The organism is Dyadobacter sp. CY323 (assembly GCF_021390245.1).
GTDB lineage: Bacteria > Bacteroidota > Bacteroidia > Cytophagales > Spirosomataceae > Dyadobacter.
This window is the reverse complement of sequence record NZ_JAJUXH010000001.1, coordinates 86,037-111,492: the sequence shown is the minus strand read 5'-3', so window position 1 is coordinate 111,492 and position 25,456 is coordinate 86,037. Positions and strand designations below refer to the sequence as shown.

Sequence of the window (25,456 nt, the reverse complement as noted above, 5' to 3'; positions counted from 1 at the left end):
CCTGGCAAGTCTTGCAGACTTACCAGGTTTTTTCACTCCCACCCCGGATTTTGTACCAGCTTCGGGTTCAGGTCCAATTCTCTTTGCGGGATCGGGTGGAGGTAATGCTTTTCAGCGGCGTTGGTTTTGCCTGCTTTATGCAAATCGGTGATCATGCGTTTTGTTCTCACGAGGTCGAACCAGCGTTGGAATTCAAACATCAGTTCCAGACGACGTTCCAGATAAACGGCTTCGCGGAAGGTATCTTTGGTCAAACCGGCCAATGGGGCAAGTCCGGCCCGGTTACGAACCTTGTTGATCGACGCGTAAGCCTCGGTTGTCGGCCCCGTGCTTTCGTTAATAGCCTCCGCGTAGATCAGCAGTATTTCGGCGTAACGGATCACCGGGATATTTTTAGCAGATTCCGTCGGGTTACCGATTTGGGCCATATCGAAATATTTGAAAAAACGGGGCGGAAATGTGATTTCCTTGCCGGTTGTCGGGCTTACCAGCGATGTAAAAAAAGTCACATCGCGTCGTTTGTCAGTCGCTGCATAAAGTTTGTAAACATCCGCATGCGGCTCATCGGTACCTGCCGCAGCCACACCAGGTATCCCTACCGGCGTAGCCGACGAAGCAAGCCGGTTTCCCTGTCCATTTACATTGGATTTGCATTGAACAGAGAAGATATGCTCCTTGCCATTTTTGGTAGCGACATTAAATACATCTGCAAAATTTTCGAAAAGATCGTAACCATATCCTCCATTTATCACTTCCAGACTTTTTGCAGCCGCTTTGTCCCATTCCTGACGAGTAAGATACACTTTGGCCAGAATGGATTTTGCGGCACCGCCCGTCGCACGTCCGGCATCTGCCCCTGCAAATGACTTCGGTAATGCTTCGGCATCGGTTAAATCTTTGATGATCTGCTGATACACCGCTTCTTTTGGCGTCCGCCCGACCTGGATCGCATCTTTACCCAACGAGTTTACTTCCTGCAAAACCAATGGTACATCGCCCCAAAGTCTTACCAGATTGAAGTATAGCAATGCGCGTAAAAACTTGGATTCATTCACCAATCTCGTCCGCAGCGTGGCATCCATTTCAATCTGCGGAATGCGCTCGATCGCGATATTCGCCCGGTTGATCGCCACGTAACTTTCACGCCAGAGTTCATCCACGCGGTCATTGGTGGTGGAATGCGACAGTACCGAAATGGAGCGCACATCCGCATTGGTTACCCGCAAACCTGCAATCGCATCGTCGGACATGATCTCGAAAGCAAGGTGTACCAGACGGTTGTACATCGTCAACCCGCCGTTATTCAGGGCTGCATTGTAGACACTGGTTACCGCCGCCAGGGCATCGCTTTCGGTTTTATAAAACTGCTCGGTCGTGATGAGCGAGGCTGGATTTTCATTCAGGTCCGTGCAGGAAGTGAAGGTGAAAATGCCAAGAAATATATAGAGTATCTTTTTCATGATTCTGTTTTCAAAATTTGGTTTAAAACATTTAATTACCTTAAAATGAAATGCTTAAACCTGCTAAAAACGATTTGGAGGATGGATAAACACTGTAATCGATTCCCTGGTTGAGCGTACTTTGCTCATTGCGGCTCACTTCGGGATCAAAACCGGTATACTTGGTCCAGGTGAACAAATTCGCCGCCGAAACATAGACTTTGATCTGGCTCGAATGTATTTTGGAAGCAATGCTTTTTGGTAGATTATAGCCCAGCGTCACGTTTTTCAGACGTAAAAACGAGGCATTTTCCACATACCGGCTTGTATTAACCGGCGCAGGATCTTCAAATGCACGTTGCACCTCGTTCGTCGGATTTGTTGGCGTCCAGCGGTCATATGCAGCAGTGGATGCATTTTGCTGACCAGTCAGCAGTTCCAGTTGTTGCCTGTTTTGGTTAAAAAGCTTATTTCCATACGTTCCCTGGAAGAAAATGCTCAGATCGAAATTGAGAAACGATAACGTGTTCGTAATTCCCCCCTGAAACTTCGGCTGTGCATTTCCGATCAGCGTGCGGTCGTCAGCCTGCGTGATTTTTTTGTCTCCATTGATATCCACATACCTTCTGTCACCTGCTTTGGTTGTCGCCGGATTGATTGTCGGAAGATTGGCGATATCGTCGCCGGTCTGGAACAATCCATTGGTTTTATACCCATAAAAAGACCCCAGCGGTTGACCCACCTGTGCAATGTTAGCGCCCGAAATAATGTAGTCGGCACCATCGCCCAATGTCAATACTTTGTTCCGGTTTGCCGAAAAGACGAAATTGGTATTCCATGAAAAAGGCCCGGTGAGGTTTTCCGTGTTGATACCAAGCTCAATTCCCTTATTTTCCACAGAACCATAGTTTTGCAAAGAGGTACTTTGTCCCGAAGTATACGGGATCGGGACGTTCAGCAGCAGGTTTGTGGTCTTTTTGTAATAGGCATCGAACACAAAATTAATGCGGTTTTTATACAACGAAAGGTCGAACCCGCCATCGTACTGTGCCGTCGTTTCCCAGCCTAGTTCCGGGTTTGCAATGCGGTTTGGGGCAAAACCAATGTAAGTCTGCCCGCCGAAGAAATAGGTATTCGAATTCAGAGTCGCCAGGGAAAGATACTGGCCGATTTCCTGGTTACCTGTGATACCCGCGCTCAGGCGCAGTTTCAGGTTGCTGATCGTCTTGAATGAGGACAAAAATTCTTCGCGTGAGATGTTCCAAGCCACTGCCGCAGATGGGAAATAACCCCATTTATTGGCTTTACCAAAACGGGAAGAACCATCGGCGCGACCGCTGATCGTGACAATGTATTTTTGGTCAAAGGAATAGTTGATCCTGCCTAAATAGGAATTCAAAGCCCAGGATGAAGACCCGGAAGAAGGCTGGCTGTAGACCGATCCGCTGCCGAGGTCATTATAGGTAAGCTGGTCCGTAATGAATGCCTCGGAGCCCGCAATCGCACTTTCAGTTGAGAATGCCTGTTGTGTGTAACCCACAACCATGTTTAATGAATGCTTTTCTCCAAGTGTTTTTGAGTAACTTAATGTATTCTCATTCAGCCAGGTAGAGGAGAATTTGGTTCCAACGAACGCTTTTCCGGTTGGATTGGAGTTGGCTCCCTGGTAAATATCGGACGGGATAAAACGGTTTTGCTTATTATTGATCACATCCGTTCCAAAAGAAACTTTGGCAACCAAACCGTCGAAAAATGTATATTCTCCAAACACATTTCCGAGCAGGCGGTAAGTCGTGGTTTTGTTCACCTCCTTTTCCAGCGTTGCAATCGGGTTTCCCAGTGGAGTTTCAAATTCGCTCTGATAGGTATACTTCCCGCTTGCATCACGGACTTTCACCGCCGGCGGCATCGATAATAGCGCATTTACAATCCCTGCGTTGGCCACCTGCGAGCTGATTTTGCTGGCAGTAAGGTTAACACCCACTTTGAATTTAGAAGAAAAATCACGGTCCAGATTGATCCGGCCCGAGTATCTTTCAAAATCTGTATTTAGCAATACTCCATTCTGTTTGAAGTAGTTACCTGAAATCGCGTAACGCGTACGATCATCGCCACCAGTGAGCGAAAGCTGGTGATTTTGAATGGATGCGGAACGGAAAGCCTCTTCCTGCCAGTCGGTACCTTCACCCAATCCATTGATCTGATCCTGCGTATAATAAGGCGCTTTTCCCGAATTGGCGCGGGCTTCATTTTTCAGTATAGCCCAATCTTTCGCACTCGTCATCACGTCGATCTTACTCAGGACTTTTTGGGTACCAAAATACGCGTCGTAAGTCAATGTATTTTGCCCGGCTTTTCCTTTTTTGGTCGTGATCAAAACCACTCCGTTTGCACCGCGGGAACCGTAAATGGCCGTAGCAGATGCATCTTTTAAAACCTCAATCGACTCAATATCACTCGGATTCAAACTTGCCAATGCATTGATACTCGGACCGTTCGTCACGCCGGCGCTGGCATCTCCATTGCTATTATAAACCGGAAATCCATCGATCACATATAAGGGTTCATTTCCCCCCGTAATGGAGTTCCCGCCCCGGATCCTTATACTGACCGCGGCTCCGGGCTGACCCGAAGTCTGAGTTACCTGCACACCGGCTGCCGCACCCTGCAATGCGCGGTCGAATGAGCTAATCGGTTGTTTTAATGCGAGTTGCGGTACAGAAGCAACAGAACCTGTAAGATCTCCTTTCTTTTGAGTACCGTACCCGATCACGACTACTTCGTCCAGCACATTGGCTGTTTTCAAAACAACCTCTGCCGGTTCGTCTGACAACTCATAAATATCGATTTCCTGCTGCTGATAACCGGTGATATTGATCTGCAGCGTGAAAGGAAAATCTTTAGGTGCGGTAATGCTGAATTTGCCATCCAGATCACTGCTGGCATATTTGGAAGTTCCTTTTAAAACGACAGTCGCGCCGGGGATCGATTGTCCCGAGGCATCCTTGACGACTCCGGTCACTACATCCTGCGCATGCGCTGATAGCAGGCCCAAAGCCAGGAAAAGCGTGAGGTACACGTATTTTTTCATCAAATTTAAGCGGGTTAAAAAATTAGAATTCTAGTTAAATGAACAGGGTATGAGGGAAAATTGGCAAACGCATTTCGATACCGCCAACAAACAATGTTGACGGTATGCGATATACGACGATGAACCTTATTTAATAGCAGCGAACTTTTCAAGGTTTGCCTTTTCGTGTTCCAGTTTTTTCGGATCCGGTTTCAGATAGCCAAACTGGCGCAGATCTTTCTCTGCATTTGCGGCAACCCAAAGCAAAAACTTCTTAGCCTCGGGATTTGCATTATGCTTGCCGATTGAAAAATGAATGTATTCAACCGGTACGTTTTTAATCTTGTCAGCTTCGAGACCCGTCAGTACCTGATCCAAATTGTCAAGTAGTTTTTCTTCTTTGGAGACGCGGCCATTTCCATCAAAATCGACCGGGATGATGGTGATTCCATCCACTGCCTTTCTCGATTGAAGATCAAATGCGAGCCCGGGTATCGTGTAGCTAATCCCCGTTTCGTCTTTCAGTAATGCTTTGATCAAATGCTCATCAGCCCCTGCAATGGCCTTTCCTTTTATATTTTGTTGCTCGTAGCCAAAGTATTTTGCAAAAGTGACGGGCGCTCCTGCCTTTTGTAATCTGGTGTAAATGGTATAATCGGAAGGGAGCGTTTTGTCCTTTTCGGCATAAATGTCGTGGAAGTAAATTTGCTTGTACGTTTTTTCCGTCAGGCCTTTTTCTCCATATTCTTTGGCAAAAGCAGATTTTGAATTGGCGATCGGCAGCAGTGCGTAACGTGCGACTGAAATGTACTCCCGTGTTTCCTTCACTTCTTTATCCTGCTCATACGCCTCGATCAGCAGATCATATTTCTGAGGATCCGTGATGGTGCGGGTTTCGATGATGATCTGAGACTTGGGGTTTATTGCCGTATAATCCCTGATCCATTTTTCCACCAAAGGATACGCAAAACGAACACCTGTAATAATCACCTTATTATCAGACGTTTCCTGAGCAAAAATGGTGTGAGAAAGCAATGAAAACGCTAATGCAAAAATCAGAAATTTCAATTTTTTCATGATTATAATGTTCACAGGTAATGCTGCCGAACGCGTTAGAACTGCGTTGTGACAGATTTTACAATATGTAATAGGAATGAAAATAAGCGTCAGGAAACTTTAAGCCCTGCGAGACCGGCTAGCAGTATCGGCGACAACACTTTCCGGGCGATTGCCGGAAGCCAGGATCGGATACCACCATGGGCGCAACTTTCCATTGCGAAGAATGTACATTCATCGATTTCATCAGTGAAAATGATATGTCAAATCTCTCGTGCTGGTGGTAACAAAAGAGAAATCTACTAGTTTGATAGACAAAGTAAATTTAAAGAAAATTAAATAGCAAGAAGTTTTTGGAATCAGCGGCAAAAAATGCGTTTTGGGGGAGGTTACCAGATTACTTTGAGACCTTCGGAAGTGTATTTCTTGATGTTGCTATCATCTGTGATAAGAATATAATCATTTACCAACGCTTCCCAGATCAGCATCCGGTCAAATGGGTCTTTGTGGTAACTGGCATCCAGCTTGTAATACGTGCTCGTGGTTTCACCGGATAGCGGCCTCACGTCGAAACCGGAATCAGAACACAAAGTGGGTAGGCTATCAGGATCAACACAGCCTAATTTTATTTTGCCAGTTCCGAGTTTAATCCCGATTTCCCAAAAACAGATTGGACTGACTAGGATAGTATGATCAGTATTGGAGAGAATTTCAGAGACTGATTCGGAGAGTTTATTCGATTCAAAAAATGCCCAAAGAAAAATGTGTGTGTCTAGCAGATATGTCATAATGGAAACTCGTCCTCGTTCGTAGCGGAAAAATCATCACGCATGTAGTAACCTTTGCTATGATTCAGCATTCCGAGTTCCCTTTTTTTGGCGGTGTTCTTTCCTGAAAAAAGTTGGGCACTAACCGGCGTGATCACTTTCGGCCTGTTTGTTAACGAAATGCTTTTAAACACGTATTCCGATTTGCCAATCTTTCCTGCTTTCATGATACCTCGAATTTTTACTTCTCAAAGTTAACCCTTTCATCGAATTTAATCCCGTCCACTTTTTTAACGGCACCATTAGTTAACCTGCTTCGTCAGCGCGTCCATTTCCGACTGTGCTGGGGTGGCGGAGGGAATGCCATTTTCGGGGATTTCAATCTTGGCAGACCATGCGATCGCATTCAGTACCAGTTTTCTGACGTTATCGTTACGCCAGTTGTTGTGAACATGACCGCCTGTAAAGCCAAAGCCGCGTCCGCCATTTGGCCGGGCGAATGTCCAGGCTAATGTTTGCATTTCCTTTTTTACTAAAACCGATTCTCTCACGGCGGGATTGCTGGAATGTGTGCCCTCGGGACGGTTTAAGGTTTTGTCAGCGGGTAATGCCTGTAAAATCGGTGTGATCTTGCTTCGATCGTCGGCAAACCGGAGATGGTAATACCATTCGTCCATGATGCTGAACGGCTTGATGCCCCGCGAAATGGGATGATCGGGAAAACTGGCGAAGCTAGCTTCCCACGATGGGTTTACCGACCAGTTGATCTCAAAATAACCGCCAATCCATTTCTTAAAATATACACCAGCGGTTTCTTTCGGTACTTCCAGCGCAAAATGCAGAACAACCATCCCAACACCCTTTTCCATCAGTTTGTCAACCTCATTCAAATGCGGCATGACCATGTGACCGTCGCCTCCATCGCCATACATGACGATCGCATCGGCGTCTTTGAGGATACTGATATCTTTTGGCCAGCCTCCTTCAATCAGGATTGCATTTGCCTCTGGAACACTGTCATTCAACGCTTTTGCTAATAAAGTACATCCGCCTTTGTGCTCATGGTCGCCTTTTCCATGGCTGTCCGGCCCGGCAATGAAGACGATCTTTTTCTTTGCCGTCGATGTAGCTTTGTGACTTTGCGCAAAAGCAACAATGCTCAGAAAAATAATCAGTAATGTGATATTCAGTCTCTTGCCCATGATCGGTATCTGGTTTGATTTAGAAAAAACGCGTCTTAAATCGCATTACCAGATCGTAACCACATAAAAATCAAGCCACAACGCCACATTTTGCAGTTGTTACTCTTTCAGAAATCGGACTGAAGTATCATTACTTCCGTCGTTTGAGCGGAGTTTGAGAATATACAGACCACCGGGTAAACTTCCCACGTCAACATCATTGTTGTCATGAACCGGAAAGTCGGTCAGCCGGGAATTTGCAGCGGTTCCATTGATATGCAAAACAGAAGCTTGTGCACCTCCATTGCGATTATCGACCCTGAATATCAGCCTATTTTTAACGGGATTGGGTGCCAGTAAAATGGCAATGCGAGATGCGGCCCGACATTGTGAAGATATAATCCGGGTGTAATGCATTTTACCGTCATAATCTTTTTCTGCAACCCGGTAATAATAATGCTCTGCCGCAGCCGCGATATCCCGGAAGGAGTAGGTCTTTTTTTCCAGTGAATTCCCCGCCGCCTCTATCCGCCCGATCCCGTTCCACCGAATCGCATCGCTGCTTTTTTGTATCTCAAAAAAATCAGCATTTTTTTCCTCCGATGTCTCCCATTCCAGCATGACATCGCCGCCTGCACAAATGCTTTTGAAATTGCTGAATGTAACCGGCAACGGATCGGGCAATTTCGTCAGCGTATTATTTCTTGTAATCAACCACACATCCGGATCAAAAATCAATTCATTCGCCTCGAATCCCAGATTCTCATTAAAAGTCTGTCCGCTAAATGTATTATTCAGGATCACCAGTTTTTCCTCGTTCGTTACCGAATTCCGGAATAGCAGCGGGACCGGAAGCTGGAAAAAACCCACCGAAGCATGCGAAGTGGTTTGCTTTAATTTTACCTGCACTCCCGTAGCCTGCGGGAACCAGTCGACCTGGTAAGAAGGAAACCCCTGACCGGTGTACCATTGATCGAAAAAATAAGTAAGATTTTTGCCGCTGCTCGCCTCTAAATGATTTTTCAGTTTGTCGGTAGTAGCAAAACCATACGCGAGCGCAGGATCGGCCAGGTAATTGTTGACCGCGGTAAAAAACACGGCATCCCCTAAGATCCAGCGGAGCAAATACAACAAATGCGAGCCTTTGAGATAACTCAGCCGGTTGCTAAAGATCCGGTTTTCGTCATTGACATTATCCACCCGTACCGATCCGCCCGGTAAAGATGTTATCGAATTTATCTCCGTTGTGCGGCGGGTTTTAATCGTTGCTGGATACTTATTTTCCAGGTACATATTGGCCAGATGCGATGCAAATCCTTCATTAAGCCACACATCCTCCCAATTTCCACATGTGATTTTATCCCCAAACCATTGATGCGCAAGCTCATGCGCGACGAGCATTTCACTCGTATTAACCATAAACGAACCCGTCTGATGCTCCATTCCCCCACTCCATCCGAATTGGATGTGTCCGTACTTTTCTTTTTTGAATGGATAAGAACCAAACAGGTTACTGAAAAACGTGAGGCCTGCCATCGCGGTTTGAGCACCGGTCGCAAAGCTTGCCTGATTTTCCGGGTAACAAAAGGTTTGCATGGCGACATTGTCCGGGCCGATAACAACCAAATCATTTAATGTAACATAATTAGAAACCGCCATACAGACCAGATAACTGGCAATGGCATACCGGTGTTTCCAGTGCGTAACTGTCTTTCCAGCCAGCGCAGCAGTACCGACCTGCACGCCATTAGAAACGGCTTTATAAGTAGCAGGATGTGTAATGTATACGTCAATGGAATCAGCTTTGTCGTCGATGCCATTCTTGCACGGCCACCAGTAATGGCTTCCGTATGGTTCGCTCAATGTCCAGAGTACAGGTGCCGCCGTGACACCGGAACCATGCGTACTGGTTACAAAAAACCCACCGGCGGGCGGTACGCCTTCATAGGTAACGCTGACTGAATCACTTACTCCCGCCGCCAATGCAGATTGCAGTGTAATGGTGAGCAAATTCCCGGCGCGCGTGAAACTGAGCGGAATATTGCCCTTCTTAACCGAATTTACGGTGAGGCTACTGGTGAGGTCCAGTACAATGTCATTGGATATGGCTGTGGTGACAAAATGGGTTGTGACCGTTCCTTTTATCGCGCGAATTGCCGGATCCACCTCCCATTCGCAGCGGTAGTATTTTACATCGAAATTGTTAGATGAACTTGTTCGTAAAGACTTTTGCAGCGACTCGGTCTGGCGTTGAAAACCTTTCCTTTCAATATTAACGATCTCCTGGTTCTCCGAAACCGCATTGGATTCCTGTGAAAAAGCGGTGTGAATCGAGAGAAAAAAAAGGAATGGAAGCAAGGTTGATTTCATAAGTAGTGTGATATAGTCCGGTACGAACTTAACCACAATTTATAGAAAAACCAGCAACCATTCCCCGCAAAAAAAACCAGGTGCCCGGAACCTGCGACAACAGTAGTTCCAGACGTATTAAGCGCCGGCCTTTTCCAGTTTGATCTCGAAATCACCGTCCGCAGTCTGATCTTTTATGGCTAATTCGAGCCCCTCTTTTTGGTTTACCCTCAAATAATTTTCGACAGCAAGTATCGCCTCATTCTCGGATTCCACTCCCGACACTGTTAATGTACTTCCCGCTTCCACTTTACCCGATGGGTGCTGATTTGTGATATTTGCCATAACGATGATTGAATTGTGAGTGAACGTCTGTTTTAAAATTGTGCCAGACAATCGGCACAAAAAAGCCTGCCGGAAATCCGACAGGCTTCTTGATTCTATACAAGATTATTATTTAGGGACCGAAGTACCTGTGCCGCCGCCCGGAAGCGTGGAAGGAGTTGATGTACTTCCCGGAGTCGTGGTGGACGGACTTGTTGTGCTGCCTGGCGTTGTGGTACTTCCCGGTACGGTGGACGAAGGCTGCGTAGTACTTGGATATGTTGTCGATGGCTGGTTGGTACTGTTCGGCACATTCGTTGGCTGAGTAGTACTTCCCGGTATCGGCTGCGTTCTGTCTGTTGTCCCGGGAACCGTTGACTGTGTTCCTGTGCGGGGCACCGTGCTGGATGGTTGCGTCGTGCTGCCCGTGCTTGTTGATGAAGGTTGTGTTGTACGATCTGGTACTGTTCCCGGCGGCACGGAAGTGCTTCTTGGCGTTGTATTCGGAGTAGTGGTGTTACCAGGTTGTCTGGTGGTGCTGCCTGGCTGAGTTGCTCCCGGCAAAGTTGAAGGTTGTACAGTACTTCCTGGTACTGTTGTCGGCTGAGTTGTTGACGTTCCGGGAGTTGTAGTGCCCGAAGAAGAACTCGACGGGGTACTCGTTTGGGCAAATGCCGCAGTTGCTCCGAACACGGCCAATGCGAAAATATTCAATTTTAAGGTTTTCATAACGATCTATTTTTTGTTGTTGATAACACGTATTTGAGCCAAAAATGAAAAATAACTGTGCCAAAGTATCCGCTGCATGGTATTCTTTTTACAAAAAATGTCTCAAATGCCCCCAATTTTGACCGCATCCCCACCTTCTTTTTTGTAAATAAAATCAGAGATTTGTTATATCATTTAAATCACCGGGATCTATGGAAAATCAGGGAGAAACATTGGAATCAGGATTTAGCGACACATTAGCCGGGCACCAGGTGGTAAGCAATGAAGAATGGATTGCCGCCCGGAAAGAACTTTTGAAAAAAGAAAAAGAACTTACCCGATTGTCCGAGGAAATGAACCGGCAAAGACGTGAACTGCCGTGGGAATTGGTGACTAAAAACTACGTTTTCGACACAATTGAAGGCAAGAAATCGCTCAGTGACCTCTTTGGAAAGAACAGCCAGCTATTTATCTATCATTTTATGTTCGGCCCGGACTGGGAAGAAGGTTGCCCGGGCTGTTCTTTTATGGCAGATCATATGGATGGACCGAACCTGCACCTGGCGCATCACGATGTATCTCTGGTGGCCGTGTCACGTGCGCCCCTTTCCCAGATCCTGCCTTTTAAGAAGAGAATGGGCTGGCAGTTCGAATGGGTTTCTTCTTTTGAAAGCGAATTCAATTACGACTATCACGTCTCATTTACCGAAGAACAGATTGAAAAGAAAGAAGTTTACTACAACTACGAATATGCGATCCACGATTCAGGGACTGAATCACCGGGCAGCAGCGTTTTTTTCAAGGATGAATCCGGTGCCATTTATCATACATACTCTACCTACGCGCGAGGCGGGGATATTTTGCTGGGTGCCCACAACTTTCTGGACATGATGCCCAAAGGCAGAAATGAGAGTACAATCATGGATTGGATGCGTCATCATGATAAATACGAGGAGGTGAAGCCGAAACCGGATTCATGCTGCCATTAATGCAATCGTTCTGTTAACTCAAACTCCGGACGTATCCCTGGATTGTAACAGCTTCTTAATGCCGCTGGAACGACCATCAGCGAGGCGATTGCCGGGATGGCGATGTAATGATTTTTTTGCTTTCATAATGGTTTTGTTTTCTGCAAAACTGGTTATCTTTGCTAACAATATGTTAGTAATAAACAAAAGGTTAGTAGCAACCATCTAGTTAGTGGAAACAATGAAATTTGGAACCAGGCAAGAAAGAAATCACTCCTCGGCGGAATGTACCAGCAAACTAGGCGCAATGGGCGACGCTCTTTACGTGATCGGTGGAAAGTGGAAATTACGCGTCATTATCGCATTGACGGAAGGAAACAAGCGGTTCAACGATCTGCAACGTGCGATCAGCGGCATATCGGCCCGGGTACTTTCCAATGAACTGAAAGAACTGGAGATCAATGGCTTTTTGAAACGGAATGTATACACCGAGCCCAACGTAGTGATTGAATATGAGCTGACCGAGTACAGTCAGACTCTCGATCCCGTCCTGGCCGAGCTGATTGCCTGGGGGGAAATGCACCGGGCCAAAATACGGGAGGAAGATAAGCCGCAGGAAAAGCTTACTGCACTCGAAGCAGTTTAAGATCACACACTGCAGAGCAATCGTTTATTCGGCGTTACGTAAAATAATGGTTCCGCCGGGTTTACATTTCAGCTCGATGAAGTCCTCTTCCGGCACATCAATTGCAACTCCGGAAACAAGGGGAGTCGTCCATTTCCCAAACGGCTTTTTCAGCCGCGCGACTCCGCCTTTTTCTGATGTGATCCTAATATCTGTAACTCTGCCCGACACTTTTTTGAGGCTCACCAGGAATGCTCCTTCCGTTCTCAGTTTTTCAAATGATATATCTTTCCACCCGGCGGGAATGGCAGGAAGTACCTCGATAAAGCCTGCGTAACTCTGAATGAGCATTTCCTGCAGACCGGCCGCAAATGCAAAATTACCTTCCAGCGTAAATGGCCGGTATGTGAATTTAGACAAACCCGATTTCGTCTGGTCGCCGTTGGCGTGAAAACTGTTCGGCAGGCAAAATGCTTTTGCGAAGATCGAGAGATTCTTAGCCGCACCTTCGCCGTCTTTCGCCCTCGCCTTCATATTGGCAAACCAGGAATACGAATAGCCACACCAGTAATCCGGACCAACCTTTTCCAGCAGATCCATAGAATTTTTGATAATGGACTGTGCGTTCTCGCCGTCTTCCCATTTGATCAGCCCCAAAGGATGGATTGCCATCATATGTGAAAAATGCCGGTGAGACACATTATAACTCAGCGAAGGCGCAAACATCAGCTCGTGATTTTCCGTAATGGCATACTCTCCAAACTCCGACAAGACCTCCTTCCAATGATCTGATTCCGAAACCATACCCAATTCCAGCGCCAGCTCAGCCGCTGTTTCGAATGCAAATTTCATCAGCGCCAGATCGTAGTTTGTATTCTCGGGAAACCACGCCGAGAGTTTGTTGTCATTGATCTCCGGACTTGAACTGATAGGCAGTTTCCTAAATCCGTTTTCATCCTTCACAGTTATGTTTTCGAGAAAAGTACACACTTCTTTAAACCAGGGATACGCACTTTTCTTCAAAAAATCACGATCCATACTATACCGCCAGTGCAGGTAGTAATGCTGCGACAGCCAGGACGAGACCGTTGGAGACAATGAATACTGGATCCAGCCGCCCATTTCTGTCCCGTCGAGCGTGGTAACTCCCGGAACCGCCAGACCGTCCGTACCGAAGTAGGTTTTGGTGTACCGCCTGTAATTGTCCAGATTGGCTGTCAGGTGATCCAGATAACCCAATTCTTCTTCCAGGTGATTGCCACTGTATGCCGGCCAATAGCTAAGCTGGGTGTTGAGATCGTGATGGTAATCGCCTTTCCATGGCGGGATTTTGCCGTTGTCGGCTGTCCAAACCGCCTGCAAAGAAATGGGTGGGGCACCGCGCCGGGCTGCCGAGCCAAATTTGTATTGTTCCAGATACCATTGCTTTTCCAGCAACGGATCGGGCACGCGTAATGCCGACTGTCCCCAAAACTGCTCCCACCAGGCATAATGCGTCCGGCGATCCGCCTCGTAACCTCGCTGCAAAGCTGCTTTCACGATATTGGAAGCAGTTATTTTAGTCTTCCCATCGGGATAATGAGATGAAATGCTCCAAACTCCTTCTAAAACTCCGGCAAACGGGTTTTTCCATTCTACTGTAATCTCATAGCGGAACCCAACCCAGCCTTCCTGCTGGTAAACGATTTTGTTTTTCTGCTTTACAATCGTTCCTTGCTTGTAGCCAAGTCGCGCCAGATCATCGCCAACCAGCGAATTGACCTCGGCACCTTCCTCTACTTTACCTTGATACTTTGGGGTTACCAGTTCCGGTACGATCGCCGATTTGACATTTTCAAACCGAAACCATCCGACCGGCTGCGTAGCGTGCACAAACGTTTTGAGCTTCATCCCATTATCCCACTGAACCTCACATAATGCGCGCGCCAACGAAAGGTGTACGGATTTGACGTTCAGGGATCCAGGAATAATAAATTCAAGAGCGCCGCCCGGGATCTTGGAAGGGGCCGGCTCTTTATCATAAGGCACGTCAAAGTATTGCTGAACAGGCTTATAGTCTTTTTTGGCAACTTGTCCCTGCACCCATTTGTAGCTAAATTCTTCCCGGTGCAGTCCAGCCATCGGTCTCATATCCCAGAGATCGGCCCGATCAAGTGAAAATCTTAACTTTCCTTCTTTTTGCCAGATTAATGCGCCAACGGTTGCATTTCCGAGCGGGATCGCCTCGTCCCAGACACCCGCTAATGAGGTTGTCAGAAGATCATGTCTTTCAAGTGGCTGGGCGACTAATAAGCCAGTAAAAAGCATCCCGATGACAAAAAGCAGCGGTTTCAGCATTTTATTTAAGGTTTAATAACAAATCGGTCAGAGTTCATAGGCTTGCAAAACATCCGCCACACGGTCATCGAGCGGTGGGGTAAGGCCTGCAAAAAGCCACCACGAATGAATTTTAGCACCGGCATCTATCAGCTTTTTTATAATCTCAATGTGGTGGTCGCCCACTCCTTCATGAACCGTCGCCCAGAGCGTCTGATCCAGTACAGTTCCACCGAATTCGTTCCTAGCTTCCAGCGGGGCCTTTTTTTCCATTAATAACCGCACAATTTCGGGATATCCCAAATACGCCGCCCAATGCAATGCGGTCCATTGCCGATGGTCGCGCGAGGAGAGTTTGACCCCTTTTTCAAGCAAAAATGAAACCGTATCAACACGGTTGTGCATCGCCGCCCATACCAATGCAAGTTCCAGGTTTGCTTCCGGGCTCCGCGGCATATTCATCCAGCTCACGCCGATCAGCGGCACGTCCGGCAGTAACTGACCCGAGCTATCGAGGTAATCCGCAACTACTCCTGTCAGCCCCATCGCTGCGGCAACCGCCACATTATCAACCCTCGCCCCCAGCCTCAGCAGCGCATCCGCGGCTTTCGGATACCGGAAGTAAATGGCGGTGAGTAGCGGGGAGCCATCATCATTAATCCCATTGACGGCCGCGCCTCCTCCTACCAGCTTTTCTGCCAGTGCCACCTGCAACCCCGCTTTTGCCGGATGCACACTCGAAACAAGCAAATCCAGCGTAGTCCCCCACTTTTGATCATATACATCTGCCAAAGCATCTGCTTCACTTCCGGCTGAAAGCAGCAGATCTGCAACCTCAACCGCATTTTCCGGGCATTTCTGGCGGTAATTTTCGACGCCATTGGCAGCTATGTAATGTAAAAGTGTGGCCCGGTGCGCCCTCGTTGACCTCGCGTTTGCCAGAGTGGGATTCTGTGAAAGCAATTCCCTGAGTAGCCCGATGTTCCCGGTGATAATGGCATCGGCCGCGCGTTCAAACTGCGATGTCGGCGTATCCGCAACGGACAGGTCGGAAATGTGTTTTCTGAATTCTTCGCCATTTTCGAAACCGTGTTCCCTGGCAAGGATGAGAGTAGCGTCTTCGATCGTAATATTAGAGGAAGGTCTGTTGATGTCGGTCAGCGTCTCGGGATTCGGATGATATTTCCGGATGTGTTGCACCGTATTTTGGTCCACTGATTTGCAGGCGTCGAACAGCTCGTTCGCTTTTTGCTCGTAAAACTCCCACGCAGGCTCAGCGACAAGCGGGGTAACGTCAGTGGTATTCATGAAATTCAGTTTTAAGTATTTTGTAAAGGATAACAGCTACCCCGGTTTCCAAGGAATTTCAGCAATGCAGACACAAAGAATCTTTTCCGGATGTTTCTGATATCCAATACGGTGAAAAGCCGCACTGGTCGAAACGGCCGGATTTCAGGAAAGGTGGAGAGGTAACTTGAGGGTACTTTTAGTATATGTTTTTATCATAGGAAGGTCTTTTAATGCTGATGTCAGTTTAGATACTTTTGGCCATAAAAATAACTGGAAAAATGATATTCCGTTACACTTATTACAAGCAATCTTCTAATTTGAAGAAGTTCTACATTACGCATTTGAAAGCTAGTCGGTATACGCCCGGAACCATCGGTAACCGTAAGCTTCGAGCGTGATCGTGTGCCGCCCATTCTCATCCAGCGTACTTTCGATGTTATTCATCAGATCAATGAGCCGGCTTGCTCCAGCCTGCTTTTCCGGTACGACCAGTTCAAGTGATTTTTCCTGAAAATTGTGCCAGATAAACAGGATCCTGTTCTTCCAGATGTAGCGTATTCCTAAGATTTCCTTGAACCCTGTGTCCAAAATCTCCCAGTTTCCATACCCTATTTCCGGGCATTCTTTGCGGATACGGATCAGCGTGGTCATCCAGTTCAGCAGCGAGCCGGGATCGCGGCGCTGGTTCTCCACATTCATGTGTTCATATGCATAATATCCATCTTTGATGACCGGGTTTACCAAACGCTCCGCTTTCGAAAAGCCTCCCTGAGCCTCGCCCGACCACTGCATCGGCGTTCTCACCGCCTCCCGCTCATTCAGGGACAAATCGTCTCCCATTCCTATTTCATCCCCATATCGGATTACGGGAATTCCGGGATAGGAAAATATCAGACTGTAGGCAAGTTCGGTCTGCTGGCGGTTTCCAAGCATGGGAGAAAGTCTTCGCCTGATCCCGCGGTCATAAAGCTGCATGTTTTTATCAGGCCCAAACCTTTTGAATACCACTTCCCTTTCCTGCTCTGTCAGCCGGCCGAGATCCAGTTCATCGTGATTTCGCAGAAAATGCGCCCACTGGCTCCCCGCGGGAATATCCTTCGTTGCCTCCAGTGCTTTTATGAGCGGACGGGTGTCGCTGGACGCCAACGCGTAAAATGTGTACTGGTTAACAAAGAAATTGAACATCAGGTGAATGCCGTCGCCATCCTCCCCGAAATATTTTTTGCTTTCTTTGGGAAGTACATTTGCCTCTCCCAGCAAAACCGCATCGCCTTTCCTCCATTGCAGAAAGCGCCGCATTTCTTTGAGGTATTCGAAATGCATTACCGTTTTCTTCCCGTCGACCGGGGCCGATTCCAAAATAAATGGTACCGCATCGACCCTGAATCCGGCAATGCCCAGTTCCAGCCAGTAACCCATGATCCGGGCGATTTCCTTCCTCACGTCCTCATTATCCGTATTCAGGTCAGGCTGGAACTCGTAAAAGCGGTGAAAGTAATATTCGTTTGTTGTCTTGTCGCGGGTCCAGGTTGCTTTTTGGACGCCCGGGAATACCATTCCCTTGTTCCAGTCGGCCGGGCGTTTCGCCGACCATACATACCAGTCACGCTTCGGATTGTCTTTTGATGATCTGGCTTCCTGAAACCAGCGGTGCTCGTCGGAGGTGTGGTTCACGACCAGATCAATAATGACTTTTATGCCCAGTTTGCGGGCTTTGTGAATAAAATCAACAAAATCACCACTGGAACCGTGGCGCGGATCTACTCCGTAAAAATCGCTGATGTCGTATCCATTGTCCCGGTTTGGAGTGGGCTGAAACGGTGCGAGCCAGATGGTATCCAGCCCCAGTGCGTGTAAATAATCGAGCTTATTGCATAAGCCTTCAAAATCCCCCGTCCCGTCGTTGTTACCATCCATAAAGGTTTCCAGGTCAAGACTATATAATACTGCATTTTTAAACCACAATTCTTCAGTCATCCGTGTATCTTTTTTTTTGACGACTAAAAAATTAGTGCCATTCCCCGCAGTATCGCTGATTTCACCTACACATCTTCCATATAATCCCAATCGGTAATGTCGGTACTGTTGTGCGTGATGGTCTCGGCGGAATAGATCTCGATGAACATTTTATTCTGTTCATCGTACTCGCCATCTTTCCATTCTTCCTCGTCAAATCGCTTGAACCTGACGAGCGAGCCGTTTTCGGGTAGTTCTGTTCTTTCCATTATTAAATTAAAAAAGATGGTTTAATGCAGGTTAATGCACCAAACCATCTTTTACTAAAACCTTGCCTGCTCTGAATTACACTTTCAATTTTCTCCGCTATACATATTAAATGCCAGTAAATGCTTCTTGAACATCGCATCGTACTTCTGTGCTTCGGTTTGCTGATTTGCCCGGCGGCATTCCTGTACGATATTTTGAAGAATATACAGGTCAATGTTCACATCACGGTTTCGCTGCCCGCCATTTTCTTTGATCCAGGTAAGGTTTTCATCCGAGCGGATCGCCATTGTACGCGCCGAGTCGAGTGCTTTTTTATTTTCCCCAACCTCAAAAAGTGCCCCGACGAATCCGACTGAAATCTGATCAAACGGGATCGTATCGTCCGGCATGACGGTCATCACTTTATCCACCACTTTTCTGGCTTTGTTAATCTGATTTTCGGCGATCAATTGTTGTGCGAGCCGCAGGAACGACAGTCTGGCGGTGATCACGGGCGAGCCTTTGTAGGTATCGTCGTAATATACATCCGGGTTATTCATTTCGCGCCACGACATTTTGTTCATCAGATTGTCGTACATCACCTCCGAATTCACGTAACCGTCGTTCGCGCCCGGGACGCGCACGGGCAGAAGCCGGTAGGCATATCCTTCCAGCTGCAAATATTCCTGTAAGCCAAGATTATGCGAATTCCCCATTGTTGAAGAAAAATAGACCGGACGTTTCCAGTTGTTACTCGCGATGATATCGAGCATTACCAGGTCACCTTTGAAAAGATCTTTTTCCCCGATTTTCCAGCTCATGGAATCCGTTAAATAAGGAACGAGATCCTTTTTAACAATATTCAACGCCGATACCTGCTGTTTGTCGACGGGTAAAAAAAGTGTCGATGAAGGCAAGATCGAGGTCATATCGCCGCTGGTGAGCGGAACCTGGATCGCTTTATTATCCTGATTCACGAGGTCAAGATATTCTTTCAGGTTAATGCCATTCTTTACCGACGGAATCTCATAAAAAGGGACGTAGTCGTTTTTACCCATCGCGTAACTGTTTGTGTCGAGAGTAAATGGCAATGCATCCGATTGGTTCACTTTTCGTTTCAGTTGCTGGATATACCAATCCGTCCCCAGAAAAGTCTGGACGCACACGCGGACATCGGTTCGAAATCCTTCCACTTCCTGCACATACCACAATGGAAACGTATCGTTATCGCCACCTGTAAACAAAATCGCATTGGGTGCGCAGGAATTCAGAAGGTTTCGGGCGAAATCGACCGAATGGTAACGATTACGACGATCGTGGTTGTCCCAACCTTTTGCGACCATAATCACCGGCACTAAAACGCCAGCCGCCACCGCCAGACTGGTTTGTAAAATGGGTTTCCTGACACGTTTATGCAGATATCCTGCCAGAGCCATCACACCGAAACCGATCCACATACAGAAAATATAAAACGAACCCACATAAATATAGTCGCGTTCGCGAGGTTCGGATGGCGGGGAGTTGAGATAAACTACGAGCCCGACTCCGGTCAAGACAAAAAGCAAAGTCAATACGAGCACATCTTTCCGCGACCGGTTGTACATGAAGAACAAGCCGGCCAGGCCCAACAGGAATGGAAGCATAAAGAAGTTATTATGTCCCCGGTTGAGGCTGATGGAGCTCGGGTATGATTTCGAAGTATTCCATGGCAGCAACGCTCCGGCACCTTCCCGGTCACTTTCCCGACCTACAAAATTCCAGAGAAAATAGCGCCAGTACATATGTCCGATCTGATGCGAGAACATATAAACCAGGTTATGACGCATGGCAGGCTTCTGGCCTTCCGCCAGTCCGGTCATTTGCTGATACAGTTGAGGATGCCCGGGTTGCGAGCTGTACATTCTGGGCAGCAGCATATTACTTCCCGGTTCATAGCCATAAACGGGACGGTAGTCGATGATGACGTATTTACCGTCTCTCTTTTCGTACACCGGTGCGCCTCGTTCCTGGGTGACCGGGCGGGAAACGAACGATGGTCCATATAATAGCGGCCGGCTTTCATATTGCTCGCGCTTCAGGTAAGATACAAACCGCAGCACGCCGCTGGGATTGTTCTCATTAATGGGTGTATTGTAACCGCTGCGAACGAGTACGAGTGTGTAGGAAGAATAACCTACCAGCACAAATGCCAGGGAAAGCAAACTGGTGTTGAGCAACACGATTCCCTTCCGATGTGTATGTCCGATGCCCCAGATGAGCCCACCCAGAAACAACGTGATAAAAAACGTAATACCCACATTATAAGGCATTCCAAGTGAGTTCACAAAGAATATCTCAAACTTCCCCGCCAGCTCAGGCAGACCGGGGATGATGCCGGAATTTATGATTCCGAGTACGGCCAATCCGCAAAGAAATGCAACAGTACCGCCGAAAAAAGTGGGTTTAGGAAATTTTTTAAAGTAGTAAACGAGCGCGAGCGCGGGTATCGTGACCAGGTTCAGCAAGTGTACACCAATGGAAAGGCCGATCAGGTAGGCCGTCAGGATGAGCCAGCGGTTTTCAGTAGCCGGATCCTCCACACTTTCCCATTTGAATACCGCCCAGATCACAATCGCCGTAAAGAAAGACGACATGCCATACACCTCTGCCTCAACCGCTGAAAACCAGAACGAGTCGGACCACGCGTAAGCCAGCGACCCGGCAACCGCCGACCCGATAATAAGCATGACATCAGCACTTTCCAGATCTTTCTCTTTCTTGCCGACTAACTTAATTCCAATCAGCGAAATGGTTTTAAAAAGAAAAAAAACGGTAAATGCACTACTCAAAACGGACACCATATTGACCCAATATGCCACTTGAGTAAGGTCCCCAAATGCCAGCAGTGAAAAGAGGCGGCCGATCAGCACGAAAAAAGGTGCGCCGGGCGGATGCGGCACCTGAAGTTTAAAGGCACAGGCAATGAACTCTCCGCAATCCCAGAAACTGGCAGTGCGCTCCATGGTAATGACATACGTAGCCAGAGCGATTGCAAATACAGTCCAGCTGACGGTATTATTCCATTTTCGTAAAGATGTCATAGCAGTAATAGTTTTGGATCCGTTTTAAACCGAATCCAAAACTATTTACAACATCCATCAATGCGTGCCGTGAGAATCTTAAAAAACGTTAACCAGGTCCCCGATCAGCGGGGCTTTAACTTTCTTTAACACTACTCAATAAGAAACTAACTGAAAACAAATGGTTACCTGATTAAAAGCAGGTAGTAAAGGAAATATAAAACGGTAATCCAGAGCGCGGTACCCGCTGTGATCGTCAATACGACAGCGCCTAAAAAAGGTAGTTCCGCAGATTTTGTGTAGTTAACTGCCGTTCCCATTGAGTGATGATTGTGAGTTAATTTTGATAGAGAGTTATGTAACAGGGAATTATTACGCGATTATTGGGTTTTTGCTTTCTGGTTCTTATAAATTTCAACCTTTTTAAAAAGCTCCAGAATGTTAGTGACGTTCAGCTTTTCAAAAATCCGGGCTTTATACGTACTGACGGTACTTTCCTTGATGTTCAAATCGGCGGCAATGTCTTTTGTCCATTTCCCGATCAGCAGCATATCCATGATTTCAAGTTCACGATTGGAAAGGATTTCCAACGGGCTTTCTTTACTTTCCCTTTCCAGCATCGTGGTACTCACCAGCTGGCTCTGCACAACATTACTGATATAGGTACCGCCGTTGAGTACCGAAGAAATGGCTTTTTCCAACACTTCGTTCGAGGATTCCTTAGGCAAATAGCCACTTGCACCGGCTTTATAATAATGCAATGCGTAAAGTTCTTCGTCCTGTGATGAAAAAATAAGGATCTTGACTTTGCTCTGAATGGCCTTGATTTTTGTGATCATATTAAATCCTTCGCCACCCGGAATCTTAATGTCCAGGATCACAAGATCAAAAAATCGCGACTGCAGATGCCTCAGTGTTTCAGTAAAGCTTCCCGCTTCAATGACGTTTACAGGTGGCAGAAAATCTTCAATCAACAACTTCACACCCATTCTTACAATGGCGTGGTCTTCTACCAGTAAAACAGTCCTCATTAAAATCTAGGTTACTTCTATTCAATGACGAAAGTTAATAGAAATAGCGAATTTTTCTAATGGCGGAGCGCTAGTTGGTACTATTTTTTGAAAAAATAATATGAACCGACGTCCCCGCCGGTGAATTGGGCTTGGCTACCAGCCTGGCGTGGACCAACCGGGTGAGTTCTTTGATGATCAGCAGTCCCATTCCGAAGCTTTGGGCATTGTGTTCCGAGCCCGGGAGCTTCACATCGCTGTTGACCCAGTTCATGATCCGCCGGTCCATACCCGCACCTGTATCGGAGACATTGAGCAGCAACTCGTTCCGAAGATCTTCGCAGCTTACCGTCACGGTTCCTCCCTGCGTAACTTTATTCGCATTGTCGATCAGGTTGTGCAGGATAATACCAATCAGCTGTGGATTATTTTTGAGGATCACGCCCGGAGGTACGTGGTTTACGAGTACGTTGGAGTTACTTTCGGCTTCGGTGGCGAAAATCGCTAATTTCTCAGAAACAAGCTCATTTACGTCCATATACGTGAAATTCATCCCGTTTTCTTTGTACCTCAATTCCGTATACTCCAGCAGATTTTTCATAAAGTTATATAGCCGGGAGCTGGATTGACTGATTGCGCGGACGGTAGGCAAGTCGGGATAGTTTCTTGCCAGACGTGCCGTGGTGGTCATCAGAAAACGCAGCGGACTTTTGATATCGTGCGAAATGCTGGCCAGCAGATGTTGCTGATGGGCTATTTCCTGTTCCTGAGATTCGCGTGCTTCTTCCAGCGAGGATAAGCTCGCCGTGAGTGCCATGGTACGGGCATCCAGTTCCCGGATTGTTTTCTGGTAGGAATTGAAAAAATAGTAATTGATCAACACCAGAAAAACGAAATTGTGAAAAAGCAGGATCGCAATTGCAAAATGACCCGCGCCGGGTGGGCCCCAGGGAATTCCTGAGCCAATAGTATGACCTGTCAGCAGATAAATAACAAAAGGCAGCACAGTCCCGAAGGAATAGATGAGTCCCCAAAAATTCCCCAGTCCATAAAAGGAACAAAGGCTTATTATCACCATATACTGGAGGGTGACCAGGTGGAGCCCGTTGCTGAAGCTGAGCAGGTTTGTCCAGACAATCAGCATAAAAATCAGGATAGCGGCATGAATGGCCTTTCGCCAGCTGCATCCCAGACTGACGGCGATGTAAAACAGCACTGCAATGACCATAAGCACAGCCACCCGGATTGCCTCCGAATCGTAATCGTGCATCGTGTAGGATGCCAGCAACATGGCTGTGGTGAGAAGCTTCAGATGAAGTGCATATGACAGCACCATGATGCGTGCCCTGTTAAGCGTATTCGTTTCTTCAGCCAACTGCTTTCGGACCGGCCATTGCAAAAAGGATAAATTCATGTATGCAGTTTTGGTAAATGCCCTAACCAACTTCTATGTATATACGAAGGGGTTCTGTGCCGATGATTTCCCAGGGCTGGCCGACCGGCAAATAAGATCTAGCCAAATCTACCTAAAAAACTGAATAGAGAATGTAGAGGAATTACTACACGACAAATCAGACAACTCCATTTCAAAAAAAGAATTCACGTTGTATAATTGTGCATTATTTCGGGGCAATATCCTTCAAAACGTTCAGCTTGAAAGTGGAGATTTGGTACGTAACGAAATAAGTTATAAACGTTGAGTATGTCTTACACCTTCTGGTAATCATTACCGGAAGGCGTTTTGTTTATAGAGCAAAGCGAATTTCGTAGTAAGCCTGTTCAGTTCGTTGAGTGAACAGTTTATATTTTGAATCAGCGGGAGAAAACAGCAAATGATAAAGCCCTAACGTCTGCTGCGGTATGCGTAAGAGTATAGAGGAACGAGAGTAATCAAATTAGGTACAAGCCAGGTTTCCCTTTCAGTTCTTGTCCTTACCTTTCCTGGCTTTTACCTCACCCGGGGTAAATTCACCATTGATCCATCTCACGAAATTCTTGGACTGCACCTGATAAACTTGTGCCGACAATGGTTTGAGATCTGATTTTTCGATTTCGTGAAGGTAATCTGCCAATAATCTGTTAATCTCTTCCAGATATTTACTTTGCGTTTTCATTTGGGCTTTTTATAAATGAACCGTTAGGATATCTAACTGGCTGCAAGTATAATTTATTCATATTAATACCATTTTGTTTTTGTGGTCAGCAAGCCGATTTACTGGGTGTAAAGGCCCCTTCATGGGGGCAGATTTTTAAAGTATCTGATCCTTTCAGGCAAGCTGCATTACCGCAATGCAAATGGAAAAAGGAAGCTCCGGTGAGAACTTCCTTTTTTCATTACAGATATCGACGCTATTCCGGAGACGAAGCCTGACGTTAATCTTTTTTCCGCAGGTACACATCGTTACTGATGGATTCCAGCTTTACCGCAGCCCCGCCGCCATTGGAAGTTCCTTCAAGCAGATAGCCGACAATCGGATGCTTCTGTTTTTCGCCTTTGAAACTAATATCGAAATCAGTATATACCTCACCGGTAATGGTCTTCATGGCTACATTCAACCCTTTCGACTTCGGCCAGCTCATATCCACATATCCGCTGATTGTTTTTGCATAAACAGGCGTTCCCGCTCCCTGAATGTCAATGTTACCATCAATCGTTTCCAGTTTCAGCTTTGCATTTCGCGGAAGAAACACCTGGTAATTGATTTCCTTGCACATATAATACCGGTGCTCGCCGTTCTTGTCATTCCACGTACTTTTCTTGTTTCCCGGACAATCCTCTTCCTTTCCCTGCTTCATTATTTCCCGGTCGAAATCTATTTCCAGGATTACTTCCTCAGCGGTCGCGCGATCTTTTACGATCAATGCGTCGTTCAGCTTGTTGCTGTTGATTACTGCCCTGATTTTAACATATACTTCTGCTTTGTCCCAATACTTCACCTGAATGCTGTCCGCAAATTTAAGATTCAGGTTGGCCGTCTGCCCTTCCTTGTACGGCAGGTGTTTTTCAATGATTCGCTGCGCAAAGGATTGACTTGCCAGTAATGCAAGGATGAAAATGAATAGGTTTTTTTTCATGACGCTAGATGCAA

Annotated in this window: 20 protein-coding genes; 2 read left to right on the top strand and 18 right to left on the bottom strand. The window is 46.8% G+C overall.

Features of this window, described 5'->3' with window-relative positions:
• Positions 1-32: 32 nt before the first annotated feature.
• From LZG72_RS00535 to LZG72_RS00495, 9 genes are all read right to left on the bottom strand, one after another.
• Entirely contained in the window at positions 33-1,460 is a 1,428-nt protein-coding gene (locus tag LZG72_RS00535; protein WP_233866214.1) for a RagB/SusD family nutrient uptake outer membrane protein, read from the bottom strand.
• A gap of 40 nt (positions 1,461-1,500) precedes the next feature.
• On the bottom strand, positions 1,501-4,530 hold the full coding sequence (locus tag LZG72_RS00530; RefSeq protein ID WP_233866212.1) for a TonB-dependent receptor: 3,030 nt from the start codon (positions 4,528-4,530) through the stop codon (positions 1,501-1,503).
• A 126-nt stretch (positions 4,531-4,656) separates the two neighbouring features.
• On the bottom strand, positions 4,657-5,586 hold the full coding sequence (locus LZG72_RS00525; protein WP_233866209.1) for a hypothetical protein: 930 nt from the start codon (positions 5,584-5,586) through the stop codon (positions 4,657-4,659).
• Between the two features lie 368 nt (positions 5,587-5,954).
• Positions 5,955-6,353 (bottom strand): type II toxin-antitoxin system VapC family toxin, encoded by a 399-nt coding sequence (locus tag LZG72_RS00520; RefSeq protein ID WP_233866206.1) that lies wholly within the window; start codon positions 6,351-6,353, stop codon positions 5,955-5,957.
• Positions 6,350-6,559, bottom strand: a complete 210-nt coding sequence (locus LZG72_RS00515) for a hypothetical protein (protein ID WP_233866203.1) — start codon at positions 6,557-6,559, stop codon at positions 6,350-6,352. The genes LZG72_RS00520 and LZG72_RS00515 overlap by 4 nt, the downstream gene beginning before the upstream one ends.
• A 75-nt stretch (positions 6,560-6,634) precedes the next feature.
• Positions 6,635-7,534, bottom strand: coding sequence for a ThuA domain-containing protein (locus LZG72_RS00510; RefSeq protein ID WP_233866200.1), 900 nt, complete (start codon positions 7,532-7,534; stop codon positions 6,635-6,637).
• Between the two features lie 99 nt (positions 7,535-7,633).
• Positions 7,634-9,883: a M1 family aminopeptidase gene (locus LZG72_RS00505; protein ID WP_233866197.1), complete on the bottom strand. Its 2,250-nt coding sequence runs from the start codon at positions 9,881-9,883 to the stop codon at positions 7,634-7,636.
• Positions 9,884-10,000: 117 nt separating this feature from the next.
• Positions 10,001-10,207, bottom strand: coding sequence for a hypothetical protein (locus LZG72_RS00500; RefSeq protein ID WP_233866194.1), 207 nt, complete (start codon positions 10,205-10,207; stop codon positions 10,001-10,003).
• A 108-nt stretch (positions 10,208-10,315) separates the two neighbouring features.
• The gene (locus LZG72_RS00495) at positions 10,316-10,915 is read right to left on the bottom strand and encodes a hypothetical protein (RefSeq protein WP_233866192.1); all 600 of its coding nucleotides are present in this window, start codon (positions 10,913-10,915) and stop codon (positions 10,316-10,318) included.
• Positions 10,916-11,106: 191 nt separating this feature from the next.
• Between LZG72_RS00495 and LZG72_RS00490 the strand changes: the two genes are divergently transcribed.
• Positions 11,107-11,883: a thioredoxin family protein gene (locus tag LZG72_RS00490; RefSeq protein WP_233866189.1), complete on the top strand. Its 777-nt coding sequence runs from the start codon at positions 11,107-11,109 to the stop codon at positions 11,881-11,883.
• Between the two features lie 220 nt (positions 11,884-12,103).
• Complete coding sequence (locus LZG72_RS00485) at positions 12,104-12,508, top strand: helix-turn-helix domain-containing protein (protein WP_233866186.1); 405 nt, start codon at positions 12,104-12,106, stop codon at positions 12,506-12,508.
• Positions 12,509-12,532: 24 nt separating this feature from the next.
• Here LZG72_RS00485 and LZG72_RS00480 read toward each other — a convergent pair whose 3' ends face one another.
• The 9 genes from LZG72_RS00480 to LZG72_RS00440 form a co-directional block, all read right to left on the bottom strand.
• On the bottom strand, positions 12,533-14,824 hold the full coding sequence (locus LZG72_RS00480; RefSeq protein ID WP_233866183.1) for a glycosyl hydrolase family 95 catalytic domain-containing protein: 2,292 nt from the start codon (positions 14,822-14,824) through the stop codon (positions 12,533-12,535).
• A 27-nt stretch (positions 14,825-14,851) separates the two neighbouring features.
• Positions 14,852-16,111 carry an ankyrin repeat domain-containing protein gene (locus tag LZG72_RS00475; protein WP_233866181.1) on the bottom strand — a complete coding sequence of 420 codons (1,260 nt, stop codon included), beginning with the start codon at positions 16,109-16,111 and terminating at the stop codon, positions 14,852-14,854.
• Between the two features lie 330 nt (positions 16,112-16,441).
• Entirely contained in the window at positions 16,442-18,070 is a 1,629-nt protein-coding gene (locus LZG72_RS00470) for an alpha-amylase family protein (protein WP_233866179.1), read from the bottom strand.
• 65 nt (positions 18,071-18,135) lie between these two features.
• Positions 18,136-18,318 (bottom strand): hypothetical protein, encoded by a 183-nt coding sequence (locus tag LZG72_RS00465; protein WP_233866177.1) that lies wholly within the window; start codon positions 18,316-18,318, stop codon positions 18,136-18,138.
• An 84-nt stretch (positions 18,319-18,402) separates the two neighbouring features.
• Positions 18,403-21,378, bottom strand: coding sequence for a DUF2723 domain-containing protein (locus LZG72_RS00460; protein WP_233866175.1), 2,976 nt, complete (start codon positions 21,376-21,378; stop codon positions 18,403-18,405).
• Positions 21,379-21,737: 359 nt separating this feature from the next.
• Positions 21,738-22,388 carry a response regulator transcription factor gene (locus LZG72_RS00455; RefSeq protein WP_233866173.1) on the bottom strand — a complete coding sequence of 217 codons (651 nt, stop codon included), beginning with the start codon at positions 22,386-22,388 and terminating at the stop codon, positions 21,738-21,740.
• A 70-nt stretch (positions 22,389-22,458) separates the two neighbouring features.
• A complete protein-coding gene (locus LZG72_RS00450) occupies positions 22,459-23,781 on the bottom strand; it encodes a HAMP domain-containing sensor histidine kinase (RefSeq protein WP_233866171.1) in 1,323 nt (440 codons plus the stop codon).
• A 505-nt stretch (positions 23,782-24,286) separates the two neighbouring features.
• Positions 24,287-24,481 carry a hypothetical protein gene (locus LZG72_RS00445; protein ID WP_233866168.1) on the bottom strand — a complete coding sequence of 65 codons (195 nt, stop codon included), beginning with the start codon at positions 24,479-24,481 and terminating at the stop codon, positions 24,287-24,289.
• 259 nt (positions 24,482-24,740) lie between these two features.
• Complete coding sequence (locus tag LZG72_RS00440) at positions 24,741-25,442, bottom strand: DUF4097 domain-containing protein (RefSeq protein WP_233866165.1); 702 nt, start codon at positions 25,440-25,442, stop codon at positions 24,741-24,743.
• Positions 25,443-25,456: the final 14 nt, after the last annotated feature.

What these genes read in the sequence shown, in the direction of transcription:
- LZG72_RS00480 (WP_233866183.1), bottom strand. Translation starts at nt 14,824, where the DNA reads ATGCTGAAACCGCTGCTTTTTGTCATCGGGATGCTTTTTACTGGCTTA.
- LZG72_RS00500 (WP_233866194.1), bottom strand. Translation starts at nt 10,207, where the DNA reads ATGGCAAATATCACAAATCAGCACCCATCGGGTAAAGTGGAAGCGGGA.
- LZG72_RS00470 (WP_233866179.1), bottom strand. Translation starts at nt 18,070, where the DNA reads ATGACTGAAGAATTGTGGTTTAAAAATGCAGTATTATATAGTCTTGAC.
- LZG72_RS00465 (WP_233866177.1), bottom strand. Translation starts at nt 18,318, where the DNA reads ATGGAAAGAACAGAACTACCCGAAAACGGCTCGCTCGTCAGGTTCAAG.
- LZG72_RS00535 (WP_233866214.1), bottom strand. Translation starts at nt 1,460, where the DNA reads ATGAAAAAGATACTCTATATATTTCTTGGCATTTTCACCTTCACTTCC.
- LZG72_RS00460 (WP_233866175.1), bottom strand. Translation starts at nt 21,378, where the DNA reads ATGACATCTTTACGAAAATGGAATAATACCGTCAGCTGGACTGTATTT.
- LZG72_RS00485 (WP_233866186.1), top strand. Translation starts at nt 12,104, where the DNA reads ATGAAATTTGGAACCAGGCAAGAAAGAAATCACTCCTCGGCGGAATGT.
- LZG72_RS00450 (WP_233866171.1), bottom strand. Translation starts at nt 23,781, where the DNA reads ATGAATTTATCCTTTTTGCAATGGCCGGTCCGAAAGCAGTTGGCTGAA.
- LZG72_RS00455 (WP_233866173.1), bottom strand. Translation starts at nt 22,388, where the DNA reads ATGAGGACTGTTTTACTGGTAGAAGACCACGCCATTGTAAGAATGGGT.
- LZG72_RS00440 (WP_233866165.1), bottom strand. Translation starts at nt 25,442, where the DNA reads ATGAAAAAAAACCTATTCATTTTCATCCTTGCATTACTGGCAAGTCAA.
- LZG72_RS00530 (WP_233866212.1), bottom strand. Translation starts at nt 4,530, where the DNA reads ATGAAAAAATACGTGTACCTCACGCTTTTCCTGGCTTTGGGCCTGCTA.
- LZG72_RS00490 (WP_233866189.1), top strand. Translation starts at nt 11,107, where the DNA reads ATGGAAAATCAGGGAGAAACATTGGAATCAGGATTTAGCGACACATTA.
- LZG72_RS00525 (WP_233866209.1), bottom strand. Translation starts at nt 5,586, where the DNA reads ATGAAAAAATTGAAATTTCTGATTTTTGCATTAGCGTTTTCATTGCTT.
- LZG72_RS00495 (WP_233866192.1), bottom strand. Translation starts at nt 10,915, where the DNA reads ATGAAAACCTTAAAATTGAATATTTTCGCATTGGCCGTGTTCGGAGCA.
- LZG72_RS00475 (WP_233866181.1), bottom strand. Translation starts at nt 16,111, where the DNA reads ATGAATACCACTGACGTTACCCCGCTTGTCGCTGAGCCTGCGTGGGAG.
- LZG72_RS00515 (WP_233866203.1), bottom strand. Translation starts at nt 6,559, where the DNA reads ATGAAAGCAGGAAAGATTGGCAAATCGGAATACGTGTTTAAAAGCATT.
- LZG72_RS00445 (WP_233866168.1), bottom strand. Translation starts at nt 24,481, where the DNA reads ATGAAAACGCAAAGTAAATATCTGGAAGAGATTAACAGATTATTGGCA.
- LZG72_RS00510 (WP_233866200.1), bottom strand. Translation starts at nt 7,534, where the DNA reads ATGGGCAAGAGACTGAATATCACATTACTGATTATTTTTCTGAGCATT.
- LZG72_RS00505 (WP_233866197.1), bottom strand. Translation starts at nt 9,883, where the DNA reads ATGAAATCAACCTTGCTTCCATTCCTTTTTTTTCTCTCGATTCACACC.
- LZG72_RS00520 (WP_233866206.1), bottom strand. Translation starts at nt 6,353, where the DNA reads ATGACATATCTGCTAGACACACACATTTTTCTTTGGGCATTTTTTGAA.